13 protein-coding genes and 1 pseudogene are annotated in these 12615 nt (G+C 67.6%); 4 read left to right on the forward strand and 10 right to left on the reverse strand.

Annotated features, from left to right (window positions below; genetic code table 11):
* Nucleotides 1–29: 29 nt before the first annotated feature.
* From WD271_01925 to WD271_01965, 9 genes are all read right to left on the reverse strand, one after another.
* The gene (locus tag WD271_01925; protein ID MEX1006585.1) at nt 30–2399 is read right to left on the reverse strand and encodes a xanthine dehydrogenase family protein molybdopterin-binding subunit; all 2370 of its coding nucleotides are present in this window, start codon (nt 2397–2399) and stop codon (nt 30–32) included.
* Between the two features lie 5 nt (nt 2400–2404).
* Nucleotides 2405–3040 (reverse strand): helix-turn-helix domain-containing protein, encoded by a 636-nt coding sequence (locus WD271_01930; protein MEX1006586.1) that lies wholly within the window; start codon nt 3038–3040, stop codon nt 2405–2407.
* 22 nt (nt 3041–3062) lie between these two features.
* The gene (locus WD271_01935) at nt 3063–3812 is read right to left on the reverse strand and encodes an SDR family NAD(P)-dependent oxidoreductase (protein ID MEX1006587.1); all 750 of its coding nucleotides are present in this window, start codon (nt 3810–3812) and stop codon (nt 3063–3065) included.
* Nucleotides 3812–5014, reverse strand: coding sequence for a cytochrome P450 (locus tag WD271_01940; protein ID MEX1006588.1), 1203 nt, complete (start codon nt 5012–5014; stop codon nt 3812–3814). The genes WD271_01935 and WD271_01940 overlap by 1 nt, the downstream gene beginning before the upstream one ends.
* Nucleotides 5015–5141: 127 nt before the next feature.
* The gene (locus tag WD271_01945; GenBank protein ID MEX1006589.1) at nt 5142–5843 is read right to left on the reverse strand and encodes a TetR/AcrR family transcriptional regulator; all 702 of its coding nucleotides are present in this window, start codon (nt 5841–5843) and stop codon (nt 5142–5144) included.
* Nucleotide 5844: 1 nt separating this feature from the next.
* The gene (locus tag WD271_01950; GenBank protein MEX1006590.1) at nt 5845–6018 is read right to left on the reverse strand and encodes a hypothetical protein; all 174 of its coding nucleotides are present in this window, start codon (nt 6016–6018) and stop codon (nt 5845–5847) included.
* A gap of 11 nt (nt 6019–6029) precedes the next feature.
* Nucleotides 6030–6356, reverse strand: a complete 327-nt coding sequence (locus tag WD271_01955) for a hypothetical protein (protein ID MEX1006591.1) — start codon at nt 6354–6356, stop codon at nt 6030–6032.
* A 70-nt stretch (nt 6357–6426) separates the two neighbouring features.
* Nucleotides 6427–7707, reverse strand: coding sequence for an aromatic ring-hydroxylating dioxygenase subunit alpha (locus WD271_01960; protein MEX1006592.1), 1281 nt, complete (start codon nt 7705–7707; stop codon nt 6427–6429).
* Nucleotides 7708–7892: 185 nt separating this feature from the next.
* Entirely contained in the window at nt 7893–8663 is a 771-nt protein-coding gene (locus tag WD271_01965) for a hypothetical protein (GenBank protein MEX1006593.1), read from the reverse strand.
* 85 nt (nt 8664–8748) lie between these two features.
* Between WD271_01965 and WD271_01970 the strand changes: the two genes are divergently transcribed.
* The 4 genes from WD271_01970 to WD271_01985 all read left to right on the forward strand — a co-directional run bounded on the left by WD271_01970 (nt 8749) and on the right by WD271_01985 (nt 12323).
* Complete coding sequence (locus WD271_01970; GenBank protein ID MEX1006594.1) at nt 8749–10017, forward strand: amidohydrolase family protein; 1269 nt, start codon at nt 8749–8751, stop codon at nt 10015–10017.
* A 72-nt stretch (nt 10018–10089) separates the two neighbouring features.
* Complete coding sequence (locus tag WD271_01975; GenBank protein MEX1006595.1) at nt 10090–10245, forward strand: hypothetical protein; 156 nt, start codon at nt 10090–10092, stop codon at nt 10243–10245.
* The gene (locus WD271_01980) at nt 10242–10703 is read left to right on the forward strand and encodes a VOC family protein (GenBank protein MEX1006596.1); all 462 of its coding nucleotides are present in this window, start codon (nt 10242–10244) and stop codon (nt 10701–10703) included. Before WD271_01975 ends, WD271_01980 begins: the two co-directional genes overlap by 4 nt.
* A gap of 375 nt (nt 10704–11078) precedes the next feature.
* Complete coding sequence (locus WD271_01985; GenBank protein MEX1006597.1) at nt 11079–12323, forward strand: amidohydrolase family protein; 1245 nt, start codon at nt 11079–11081, stop codon at nt 12321–12323.
* An 18-nt stretch (nt 12324–12341) separates the two neighbouring features.
* On the opposite strand, the pseudogene WD271_01990 reads toward WD271_01985, so the two are convergent.
* A pseudogene (locus WD271_01990) lies at nt 12342–12504 on the reverse strand (5,10-methylene tetrahydromethanopterin reductase).
* Nucleotides 12505–12615 lie beyond the last annotated feature (111 nt).

The following is a 12615-nucleotide window of genomic DNA, read 5'->3' on the forward strand; positions in this document are numbered from 1 at the left end:
GCAGGGTACCTGCGCCGCTTCACCCTCGCTCACGGATCGTATCTTGGCTCTCTGGGCGCGCCGGCCACTCGCCCGTCGAGGAGTGCGACGATCCGGGACGGGCTCAACGGAAGCCGGGTCACCGACACGCCGAACGGCGAGAGCGCATCTGCCACCGCGTTGACGACGGCGGGCGGTGCGCCGATCGCGCCACCTTCGCCCACGCCCTTGAACCCGCCGGGGCCCGGGCTCGGCGTCTCGATGTGCCCGTACTCGATGACCGGCACCTCGGCGGCGGTGGGTAGCAGGTAGTCCATGAACGTCGTCGCGACGGGGTTGCCCTGCTCGTCGTAGGCCAAGTGCTCGTAGAGGACGCCGCCGATGCCCTGCACGGTCCCGCCGGCGATCTGGCCCTCGACGACGCTCGGGTTGATCATCGGCCCGCAGTCCTCGCTCACGATGTACCGCAGGAGCGTCACCTGACCGGTGACCACGTCGACCTCACAGGTGCACACGTGCGTGGCGTTCACCCAGATCGATCCGCGGTGTGTCGTGTACCGCGCACTCGCCTCCAGCCCAGCAGGCACGCCGGGCGGCAACGAGTACGCGTCGAAGTACGCGAGCGCCGCGATCTCGGCCAACGAGATGCCGACCGACGGTGAGCCCCGCACACTCGCCCGGCTGTTCGCCAGCTCGATGTCCTCGGCCGCCGCCTCGAGCTTGTGCGCTGCGATGGCAACGATGCGATCGCGCAGGAGCGACGCCGTCTCGCGCACGGCACCGGCCGTCATCGAACCACTGCGGCTGCCGGCCGCTCCGGCCCCGAAGCCGGTTACGGCGGTGTCGCCCTGAATCGTCGCGACATCGTCGATGTCGACGCCGAGCGCGTCGGCGGTGAGCTGGACGACGGTCGTCTCGATGCTGTTCCCGGTCGAGCCGCCCGCGACGTAGACGTTGACGTTGCCCGAGGGCTCGATGCGGATCGTCGCCGCCTCGGTCGCGTAGTAGCCGAAGCCCGGCGTCGACGGCTCGACGTAGTTCGAGAGGCCCACGCCGAGGTAGCGGCCGCGCGTGCGGGCCTCGACCTGCTCCGCGCGGAACGCCTCGTAGTCGAGCATGGTGAGCGCGTGCTCGAACGTCTCGAGCGGCGAGACGCTGTCGTAGGCCATGCCATTGGGGTTCGTGTACGGGAGCTCGTCCTGGTGGAGGAGGTTCCGCCGACGCAGCTCGACGGGATCCATGCCCATCTGCCGGGCGGCGATGTCGAGCAGCACCTCGCGGGCAAGTGATTCGAACTGCCACGGACCCCGGTAGGCCGCGCGGCCGACGGTGTTCGTGTAGATCGTCTTCGCGCTGAAGCTCGCACGCGGAACGCGGTACGGGCCGGGGAACAACACACCAACCACCGCGGCAGTGCTCACCGGCCACGGCGTCGGGTAGGCACCACAGTCGGACACGAAGTCGATCCCGGCCGCCTGGATCGCTCCCTCCGCGTCGAAGGCCATCCGGACGTCGGCGTGCTCGTGGCGGGACTGCCCGGCGGCGAGGAGGTTCTCGCGCCGGTCCTCCACCCACTTCACCGGCGCACCGACCTTCGGCGCGGCCAGCATCACGCACATCTCGTCGCGCTGCACCATGATCTTCTGACCGAAACCGCCACCGGTGTCGCGCATCACCACGCGGATGCGGTGCTCGGGAATGCCCAACAGACGCGAGCAGAACAGGCGCACCTCGTGCGGTGACTGCGTGGCCGAGTAGATCGTGAGGTCACCGGTGGCGCCGGAGCAGTCCACGACGAGGCCGCGCCCTTCCATCGGTACGGGCGCGTAGGCCTGCTGGAAGATCGTCTCGCTCACCACGTGCGCGGCGGAGGCGAACACGTCGTCGAGGGTGGAAGCCGGACGCCCGGCCATCTCGCCGATGACGTTCGAGCCATGGCTGTGGTGCACGAGTGCGTCGGCGCCCTCGGCATGGGTGTAGTCGACGACGGCCGGCCGCGGCTCGTAGTCGACGTCGACCAACTCGGCCGCGTCCTCGGCGAGGTAGAGGCTCTCGGCCACCACCAGCGCGACCGGGTCACCGACGAAGCGCGCCTCGTCCTCGGCCAGCGGTGGGCGGGGCGTCTCGGGACTCGCCGGCCCGACCGAGGTGTGCCACTGCTCCCTGGCGTCGGGGTTGAGGTCGGCGGCGGTGAACACGGCATGCACCCCGGGCAGCGCCCGCGCCGCCGACGTGTCGATACCGCGGATCGCGGCCCGCGCGAAGGGACTGCGCACGAAGCAGGCGTGCAGCATCCCGGGAAGCGCGATGTCGTCGACGTAGGTACCACGACCGGTGAGCAGCCGGGCATCCTCGACCCGGTTGATGCGCGTCCCGACGTAGCGAGCCGCGCCGGTCGGCGACACGCCCGTCGGCGACATGTCGGTCACGGCCAGTCCGATCCGTCGGTCGGACGACGGCCGAGCCGGATGGCGTCCTCGACCAGCCCGATGACCCAGGTGATGCCGGTGATCGCGTCGGCGGCGTCGAGCTCCCAGTCCATCGCGAGCCGCTCGAACGACACGACGCTCCACAGCACGTCGAACATGGCCGCCGCGATCGCGCGGTCGACCTCGGGCCAGTCCTCCGTGTCCGGGCCGACCGCGGCGAGGAGCGCGGCGCGCTGGCGCTCGTTCGCGGCGGCGACGGTCGGGTCGCGCGGTGCGCGTGGCGCGAGCGGGAACGCGGACGCGTACTGCAGGATCTGCGCGGCGACGTCGCGGAGACGCCCGAGGGTGAGGTCCTCGAGGTCGACGCCGGACTCCTCCTCCAACCGCGCGAGGACCGCGTCGCGCAGCTCCCGCTCGCTGGGGAAGTACCGGTAGACCGTCCGCTCGCTCACCGCGGCGCGCTCGGCGACGGCCGGGGCCGTCAGTGCGCGCCAGTTCCAGATGGGAAAGCCGTGGAGGAGCTCGGCCCCCGCGCCGACGATACGCTCACGCGTCTCGGCCGCGCGCTGGCGGCGCAACGGGCTGTCGTAGCGCCGCCGTTCGCGAGTGGCCTCGGCCCGCGCGTCTGCCATCGGCAATGACCGACGACGCGCGTCAGGGAAGCCGGGCGGACCAGCCGCCGTCGACCGGGATGATCGCACCGGTGACGAACGAGGCGCGGTCGGAGCACAGGAACGCGGCGACCTCGGCCACCTCCTCGGGTCGCCCGGCCCGTCCGAGCGATGCCTTCTCGTACATCTCGGGGAATTGCGCGCCCCCCGACGCACCCATGATCTCGGTCTCGATGAACCCGGGGCAGACGGCGTTGGCCCGGATCCCCTTGTGTCCGTACTCCGCCGACGCCGACTTGGTCACCGAGATGACCCCGGCCTTGGCCGCGTTGTACACCGACGTCGGCATCCGGCCCGGCGACGCGTTCAACCCACCGACCGACGACCAGTTGACGATCGATCCGCCGCCCGCGGCGATCATGGCCGGGATGCCGTACTTCATCCCGAGGAGGACACCGCGGAGGTCGACGTCGAGCACCGAGTCGTAGTCGTCCATGGTGAGCTTGGTGATCGGCGTCGCCACGCCGATGCCGGCCACGTTCAACACGGCGTCGACCCGGCCGAACTCCGCGACCGCAGCGTCGAACAGCGCGGCGACGTCGGCTTCCTTCGTCACGTCGCAGTGCACGGGCAACACGCCTTCACCGACCTCGGCGGCGGTGTCCTTCTCCGCGCCGCTGATGTCGGCGGCCACGACCTTCGCACCCTCGGCGACGAACAGTTTCGTCGACGCCTTGGCCATTCCCGATCCCGCGCCGGTGATCACCGCGACCTTGCCGTCGAGCAGTCCCATCATGTGCCTCCTGTGAACACGGGCAGAGTTTCCCAGCCCCGGACCGTGGAGGTCGGAGCAAGGCGAGCGTGAGCGAGGTCGACCTCCCATTCCGGGAACCGCTTCAGGACCTCTTCGAGCGCCACCCGTCCCTCGAGCCGGGCGAGCGCGGCGCCGAGGCAGAAGTGGATGCCGTAGCCGAACGTGAGCTGCTGCCCGATCGTCCGGTGGATGTCGAAACGGTCACCGTCGGGATAGCGCCGGTCGTCGCGGTTGGCGGACCCGACGAGGAACAGCATGGCGCTGCCTTCGGGCACCGTCTGCGCGTGAAGCTCGACGTCGCGCGCGACGTATCGGCCCACGTGTGGCGCGGGGGGCTCGAAGCGGAGGATCTCCTCGATCGCGTTGGGGACGAGCGAGAGATCCTCGACGAGCTCGCGACGCTGGTCCGGGTGGTCCGCAAGGATCTTTCCCGTCCAACCGATGAGACGCGTGGTGGTCTCGTTGCCGGCACCGGCGATCACATTCAAGTAGGTGAGGAGCTCGGCGCGCGTCAGCCGGCGCGTGGTCCCGGTCTCGTCCTCGAATTCGGCGTGCAGCAACTGGGTCATGAGGTCGTCGGACGGGTGATCGGCTCGCCAGTCGATGTACTCCTCGAACACGTCACCGCTGGCGAAACCGGCGGAGAAGCGCTGGGGTTTGCCCGGCTCGGTGCGCAACGACGCGTCCGAGTAATCGCGGATCGACTCCTGATCCTCCTCCGGGATCCCGAGCAGCATGCCGATCACCCGCATGGGCATCTGCGCGCCGAGGTCGGCGACGAAGTCGAACCGGTCCGCGCCTTCGAGCCGATCCAAACTGTCGACGCAGAACTGCCGGATCCGCGGCTCCAGGGCGTTCATCTGCTTCGGCGTGAACACGCGTGACAACAGACCGCGATGAATCGTGTGCGTCGGCGGGTCCTCGAAGATCAGGATGCCGGGTGGCATCTCGATGTTCGCCTTGATCAGTTCGAGGATGCCGCCGCGTCCGGAGATGTAGGTCGTCGCGTCGACGAGACCGCGCTCCACGTCCTCGAAGCGACTCACCGCGAAGAAGTCGTACGGCGCGTTGTAGTACAGCGGCGCTTCCTCCCGCAGCCGCCGGAACACCGGGTACGGATCGGCGTCGATGTCGACGTCGTAGGGGTCGTAGTAGACGTCCCTCGTCTCGGTCGCCGTCACGAGCCGTCCCCTTCTCGAATGCTCGTCGCCATTGCCCGCGAAATTGGCAGCAGACGAGTGTGACACGAATACCCGGGCGCGATCAACGGCAGGACCCTGGGTGGTTCAGGTTCCCGCCACCCGCTCCTCAGGCCACTGCGTCCGTTGCGATGCCGCGGAGCAGGAGGCCCCAGTGCACCTCCGCGGCGTCGCGACCGTCGGGCAGGGGCGGCGATCCGCTGATCGTGGTCGCAAACGCGTTGAACATGGTCGCCTGGAGCATCACGCCCGCGATCCGGCGGCGGTCGAGGTCGCGGCGGATGTCGCCCGCAGCCTCCGCGTGATCGAGCAGCTCCTCGACCAACGCGACGAGCGGTACGAAAGCTCCGGAGGCTTCCTTGGGGTGAGAGGTCAACAGTTGCTGCGCGAAGTCCACCATTGCGGGAGTCGGCCCCTTCGGCGGTTGCGCCTTGGGTGCCGGACGACACATCCCGTAGTACTCGACGACGCAGCGGTGGAGGCGCTCGAGGGGTTCGCCCGCTTCGGCGATCACCTCCTGCAGATGCGTCACGGCGGAACGGATCGACTCTTCGAACAGCGCCAGCAGGAGCTCGTGCTTGCCTGCGAAGTAGTGGTAGAAGGTTCGCAGCGACTGGCCCGAGCGCTCGACCACCTCTTGGACGGTGAACTCGCCATCGTTGCTGTACATCACTTCGCGCGCCGCGTCGAGGAACTGTTCCACTCGGTTCTCGGCCCGCGACCGTGCTTGGTCGAGTGCCTGTGCCACGGCGAGCTCGCGGCGGGTGCGCGGCGTCGGCGGCACTTCGGCCGCTGCTTCTTCGATGCTCATGTCATAGCTTCGCGAGGTCGTCGTCGAGTTGGATCTCGAACGGTTCCCACCGTCGGTCTCCTTGCCGCGCCGTGCTGCTCGCGTGGAGCACGAACTCCTCCATCCACCCGATCGCCGCCGTCATGACACGCGCGGCGCGTCGCTGCTCCGGCTCTTCCTGCTCTGGCTCTTCCATGGCGCGGCGAGTCAGACCGCGGGTTCGACGATGACGTTGATTCTTGCCGCGCCGCTGTCGGGCACATACGGCTGCCGCCAGACCTCGGCCGGGAACGACACGTTCACCAGCGAGTAGCACAGCCACAGCAGGTGCTTGGCGTCGTCGGGCAACGCGTCGAGCTGGTACTGGTCGAGGTATTCCATCGCCGCTTCGAGGCGCGGGAACGCGGCGTCGTAGAACGCCTGCAACTCCGGCATCGTGCTCGAGAGCCTCTTGGCGTAACGCTCACGTTCGAACTCGAGGCACCACTCGGAGAACGGTTCGAGATCGGCGAAATCCGCGGCGAGCGTGGACATTTGCACTTCTCCTACTTGATGGGTCGCTCACTACAACCCGGCATACCCGGCTCGTAGACGTTCGCTCTGTTCAGGACCGGATGGCGACCGGCGTGGGCGCACCCCGCTGGTAGTCGGCCACGTACTCCCGCGCGGTGTGGTGCAGGAGGCGCAGCATGATCTCCTGGTCGCCCAAGGGGAACTCGTTCACCGCCCGCGACTCGAGCATCGACTGCGTCGCTTCGAGCGTGTTGCCGTCCTGGAGCGAGTACTCCTTGAACGTCACCGCCGCGAGTTCCTGCTGCAGGCGCTCACGAGCGTTCCTCGGGGGGACGAAGTAGCACGTGCCCTCGAAGATGTGCGTGTTGTACGACGTCGGCCAGTAGTGATACGTGAGGTACCAGTTCGGCGCCCAGATGAGCACCATGAAGTTGGGGAAGAACAGGAAGGAGTCGATGCCCCAGGCGCGGTGACGCGCCGGGTTGACGGCGGGTGGCAGGTCGATCTCGATGGCGCGCTCCCACGGACCGAAGAGCCCGCTGTGGAGCACCCGCTCGATGGGCTTGACCATGTCGAGATCCTTCGGCGGCGACATGCCGCCCCACGACGACACCATCCCGTGCGGTCCGTCGATCTTGTAGGCGAGCGCCTCGTAGCCGAAGCCCTGGAGCTTCTGCGATTCCGCGGAGACCGCCTGCTTCGCGTGCAACACGGGCGCGTGGTAGAACTCGGTGAAGGCGTCGATGAACAGCTTCCAGTTGCTGCCGACTTCGGCGCGGTACTTGTAGACCTGCGTCATCTTGTCGAAGGGGTAGCCCTCGAGGCCCCGGCCGAGCTCGCCGAGGTACTCCCGCAGCGGAGTGGTGTCGGTCGCGTCGAGGTTCACGAAGATGAACCCTTCCCACGTCTCGACCCGCACCGGCGCGAGGCCGTAGTCGTCCTTGTCGAGGTCGAAGAACTCCGACTCCTGCTGGACGAAGGTCAGGTCACCCTCGAGTGAGTAGCGCCAGCCGTGGTACTTGCAGGTGAACTGCCGGCACGTGCCGTTCGTCTCTTCGCCGGGGTAGTCCTGCCATACGAGCTTGTTCCCGCGGTGGCGACACATGTTGTAATAGGCGCGCACCTGGTCGTCGGCCGAACGCACCACGACGATCGACGTCCGGGCCGCGTCGATCTCCTTCGTGAAGTAGCTGCCGACCCGCGGGAGCTGCTCCACGCGACCGACGTTGAGCCACGTCCGGGCGAAGATCGCCCTCCGTTCGAGCTCGTAGTGCTCCGGCGAGATCGAGTCCTCGTACGACACGGGCCCGGTCCCGAGCTGCGGGTAGTGCTCGGTCCAGGATCCCTCGGCGGGCTTCGCGAAATGCGGCATCAGCGCTCCTCCGTTCGCGGCGACCACCGCACGTCTATCACGAATCTACCAAAAAGAGAAGCCCCCTCTACTTTCGTCAAGCCATGCCACAACGGGCACACCTTGACAGCTCGGCGAGCGGAACCCTACGTTCCGTTGTCGTTCGCGCTCGGACACGCGAGACCGGACACGCCGTGCCGAGGGCGTCACCTACGCAGATCGCGGAACGTGGCGCGGATGTCGGCAATGACTGCAGCGGGCTGTTCGACAGGCGCGAAGTGCCCGCCGTGTTCGTGTGTGCCGGTGTACACGACGTTGTAGAGCACGGCCGCAGCGGGTGCGGCGCCTGATCCGAGATCCGGACCGAACCAGGTGAGCCCGGTTGGCGCTTCCATCATCGGTTGGCGGTCGTGTGATGGCTGCCACTGGTAGCGCCACGCGTTCGAGTAGAAGCACACCGCGGCCGGGAAGCTCCCCGTCACCCAGTACAGCATCACTGTGGTGATCAAGTCGTCGAGCGAGAAGCATGCCTCGATGTCCCCGTCGCAATCGCTCCACCGATAGCGCGGCTCGACCAGCCATGACGCAAGACCCGCCGGCGAGTCATGGAACGCGTGGGCGAGCGTCCGTGGTGACAGGCACTGCACACCGATGTGCGCGGCGAACCGACGCTCGGACGCCAGCGCCTCCGCACGAGCTCGCGCGTCGAGCTCGTCCAGCCCGCGCCCCATGAGGTCGGCCCAGGGTCGCTCGACCGAGAACACCATCGGCGGAATCGCGATGACGGTGTGGATGCCGACGAGTCGCTCGGCATGCTTGTGCGCGAGTTGCGACGTGAGGAGCGCGCCCATGTCGCAGCCGTGCGCGGCGAGCCGAGGCTGGAGGACGACCCGATGTCCGCCGAACGACGAGTCTGGGAACACATCGACCAACTCGTCGGAATGGGCTGACACCTCGACCAGGAACCGACCGGACAAGGAGAACCATCGGCATCGTGACCGTCGACGCACACTCGATTACCCTGCCGAGGAAGCTCGAGCGCGAGCACGAAAAGGAGTGCCGATGCGTGCGGACGACATGATCTTGGTCAGCATCGACGACCACATGATCGAGCCGCCGGACATGTACAAGAACCATGTGCCGGCCAAGTGGCTCGATCAGGTCCCCAAGGTGGTCCGGAACGAGGACGGCGTCGACGAGTGGGTGTTCCAGGGCCACAAGACTTCGACGCCGTTCGGCATGGCGGCGACCGTGGGGTGGCCGCGGGCAGAGTGGGGCTTCAACCCCGGCGCCTTCTCCGAATTGCGCCCCGGCTGCTTCGACGTCCACGAGCGCGTGCGCGACATGAATGCCAACGGCGTCCTGACATCGATGTGCTTCCCGACCATGGCCGGCTTCAACGCGCGCACCTTCACCGAGGCGGATGACAAAGAGCTGTCGCTCGTCATGCTCCAGGCGTACAACGACTGGCACATCGACGAGTGGTGCGCCGCCTATCCGGGCCGGTTCATCCCCCTCGGCATCGTCCCGATGTGGGACATCGACCTGGCCGTCCAGGAGGTCAAGCGGATCTCGAGCAAGGGCTGCAGGGCGATCAGTTTCCTCGAGGCCCCGCACTCGCAAGGGTGGCCGAGCTTCCTGTCCGGACACTGGGATCCGATGCTCCAGGCGCTCGTCGACGAGAACATGGTGCTCTGCCTGCACATCGGCGGCGCGTGGGACATCGTCAAGCTCGCGCCCGAGGCGCCCGTCGACCACAGGATCGTGATCCCCTCGCAGGTCACCATGCTCACGGCCCAGGACCTGCTCTTCGGACCGACGCTCCGCCGATTCCCAGACCTGCGGGTGGCCCTGTCGGAGGGCGGCATCGGGTGGATCCCGTTCTACCTCGACCGCGTCGACCGCCACTTCCAGAACCAACCCTGGATCGGCAACACCTTCGGCGAGGGCAAGCTGCCGTCCGACGTCTTCCGGGAGCACATCCTGGCGTGCTACATCACCGATCCGTCCGGCCTCAAGCTGCGCCACGAGATCGGCATCGATGTGATCGCCTGGGAGTGCGACTACCCGCACACCGACACCACGTGGCCCGAGTCGCCGGAGTTCGCCTGGAAGGAGTTCCAGGACGCCAGCGTCAGCGACGAGGAGATCCACAAGATCACGTGGGAGAACGCCACCCGGTTCTTCGGTTGGGACCCGTTCGCCCACACGCCCAAGGAGCGGGCGACGGTCGGGGCGCTCCGCGGACTGGCCACGGACGTCGACACCACCCGGATGCCGCGTGAGGAGTGGCGCAAGCGCAACGAGGCCGCCGGGATCGGCGTCTTCTGACCCGCTGACCTCACGACGTGGCGTTCACACGCACCTCGCCACGATCTGCTCCGCGAACCGTTCGATGGGGCCGTGGTAGCGCTCGGCCGCCTGCTCGAGCACGTCGTGATCGCGCTCGTGGAACTTGCCCGCACCACCCTCGCCGCGCTGGACGGCACGGCGGACGTCTCCACGCGTGACGGAGGCGGAGACGGAGAGCTCTGCGCACTCGAAGGGGCAGTGGAATGAGCCTCAGTGAGATGTTCCACGTCGGCATCGTCGTGCCCGATCTCGACGCCGGATGCGCGCGCTTCACGGAACTGCTCTCGATCCAGTGGGGTCCGATCATCGAGGGAGACATCGCCGTCCGCGACGGCGAGGGGAACGACCTCGTCGTGCCGAACCGCATCTGCTACTCCACGCGGCCGCCGTACCTCGAGTTCATCCAGGAGGTGCCAGGTACGCCGTGGGTGTGCAACGAGCACTCCAACCTGCACCACATCGGCTTCTTCTCCGACGCGCTCGCCGCCGCCTCAGCTGGTCTGAGCGCGGCGGCATGTCCACTCGAGCTCCTCGACGGTCACGCCAACGCGCCGCCCTCCACCTTCACGTACCACCGCGATCCGCTCGGCGTTCGCGTGGAATTCGTGAACGCAGAGCTGCGAACCACGATGGAGCAGTTCATGTTCCGCGCGCCCGACGCGTAGCGCCCGTCACACGGCCGCCAAGCGCAACAACAGCTCGGCGACGCCCGGGCCTGAACGCTCTCAGGTCGCGGCGGAACGGATCGACTCTTCGAACAGCGCCAGCAGGAGCCATCAACTCACGTACGTGCTGCGCGGTGAGTTGATCTACGGCAACCAGCGAACCACCACGGGCATGGGTACTTCAGCCCCGACACGATCTCCTCGTGGCACGCCGGCGACGCGTGAACTCGAACGGCGACGGTCCCAGTGCCGATTCGATGGGCTGCTGCGCTACCGGGGGCCACTTCGCCTGCGGCATGATGGAAGGACGAAGGTTTCGGGTCGAGCGTCCACCAGGGCTGATCGCGCGCCCACCGACAGGAAGAGGAGCCTCACATGACGGAGTCCGAGTACATCCAGATCACGCACCGGGAGCTCCCGTACACGACGTTCGACGCCGACAACCACTTGTACGAGAACCGCGACGCGCTCACGAAGTTCGTGCCCCGGGAATACGAGGGCGTCATCAAGTACGTCGAGGTGGACGGCCGGACGAAGTTGGCGATCCAGGACAAGGTCTCCGACTACATCCCGAACCCCACCTTCGCCAAGGTGGCCGTGCCCGGCGGAGCCGGTCTCGACGTCACCAAGGGCGGTCAGGGGCTCGACAACGTCGCCACCGGCTTCGGGAAGATGGTGGCCATGCCGAGCGTCGACGCCTTCTTCGACCCCGAGCCTCGGCTCGAGCTCATGAAGGAGATGGGTATCGATCGCACGCTCCTGTGGCCGACGCTGGCGAGTGCGCTCGAGGAGCGGATGGCCGACGATCCCGACGCCGTGTGCGCGGTGATCCATGCCCTCAACGAGTGGATGCACGAGCACTGGAGCTACGTGTACTCCGACGCCATCTACGCCACCCCGATCATCTCCCTCGCGGTGCTCGACCGGGCCCTCGAGGAGCTCGAGTACATCTACGAGCGCGGTGCCAAGATCTTCCTCATCCGGGTAGCGCCCGTACCTACGTGGAAGGGCCGCAAGTCGTTCGCGCTCCCTGAGTTCGACCCGTTCTGGCAGCGGGTCCAGGAGCTCGGTCTCGCCGTCGGCATGCATTCCGGCGACTCCGGCTACACGCGGTACACGAACGAATGGGAAGGGCTCGGCAACCGCGAGATGAGCATCTCGCGCCATGCTCGTCGGGCGACCCCCGCCTTCCTCGCGCTGTCGTCGGAGAAGGACAACCTCGTCGACGCCATGGCGTCGATCATCGGCCACGGCATGGCCACCCGGTTCCCCGAGCTCCGGCTCCTGCCGGTCGAGTACTCCAGCCGCTGGATCCGGCCCTTCTACGAGAAGCTGCAGCGGAACTACGACGAGCGCGCGGTGCTCTTCGACGAGAACCCCGTCGAGGTGTTCGACCGGAACGTCTGGGTCCACGCCTTCCACGAGCCCGACCCCAAAGGGCTGATCGACCTCGGCATCCCGGTCGACCACATCATGTTCGGCTCGGACTTCCCGCACCCCGAGGGCATGGGCGATCCGCTCGCCTATTCGACGATCGTCGCCGACCTTCCGTTCGACCAGCAGGCTCTCATCATGGGTGGTTCCCTCGAGAAGGCCATGCGGATCGGCCACTACGCCTGACGAAAGCCCCGCGCCGGTTCACCGCGAGCGGTGGGCTCCGGCGAACGCTCGGAGTTCGCGCGCGACATCGGGCCCGGTCGGGGTGTACGTGACCCTCGAACGCGAGCAGGTGGCGTTCGTCCTCGGGTGCGAGTGCTTCGAGCTCCGCTCGCCAGGCCGGCCCGCCCGGCATGGCGTCGACCGGGGGGCAGCCCACAGGACAATTCGATGTCAGCCACGATCGGCGAGTCTTCCAGTCCGTGACGACGGGGCGGAAGTTCCTCCGCTACGTTCCCCGCTGCGGCCGGTGTTG

Source organism: Acidimicrobiia bacterium (genome assembly GCA_040880805.1).
GTDB lineage: Bacteria > Actinomycetota > Acidimicrobiia > IMCC26256 > DASPTH01 > DASPTH01.

Coding starts and splice junctions, on each gene's coding strand:
- WD271_01925 (MEX1006585.1), bottom strand. CDS start 2,399: ATGTCGCCGACGGGCGTGTCGCCGACCGGCGCGGCTCGCTACGTCGGG.
- WD271_01930 (MEX1006586.1), bottom strand. CDS start 3,040: ATGGCAGACGCGCGGGCCGAGGCCACTCGCGAACGGCGGCGCTACGAC.
- WD271_01935 (MEX1006587.1), bottom strand. CDS start 3,812: ATGGGACTGCTCGACGGCAAGGTCGCGGTGATCACCGGCGCGGGATCG.
- WD271_01945 (MEX1006589.1), bottom strand. CDS start 5,843: ATGAGCATCGAAGAAGCAGCGGCCGAAGTGCCGCCGACGCCGCGCACC.
- WD271_01950 (MEX1006590.1), bottom strand. CDS start 6,018: ATGGAAGAGCCAGAGCAGGAAGAGCCGGAGCAGCGACGCGCCGCGCGT.
- WD271_01955 (MEX1006591.1), bottom strand. CDS start 6,356: ATGTCCACGCTCGCCGCGGATTTCGCCGATCTCGAACCGTTCTCCGAG.
- WD271_01960 (MEX1006592.1), bottom strand. CDS start 7,707: ATGCCGCATTTCGCGAAGCCCGCCGAGGGATCCTGGACCGAGCACTAC.
- WD271_01970 (MEX1006594.1), top strand. CDS start 8,749: ATGCGTGCGGACGACATGATCTTGGTCAGCATCGACGACCACATGATC.
- WD271_01980 (MEX1006596.1), top strand. CDS start 10,242: ATGAGCCTCAGTGAGATGTTCCACGTCGGCATCGTCGTGCCCGATCTC.
- WD271_01985 (MEX1006597.1), top strand. CDS start 11,079: ATGACGGAGTCCGAGTACATCCAGATCACGCACCGGGAGCTCCCGTAC.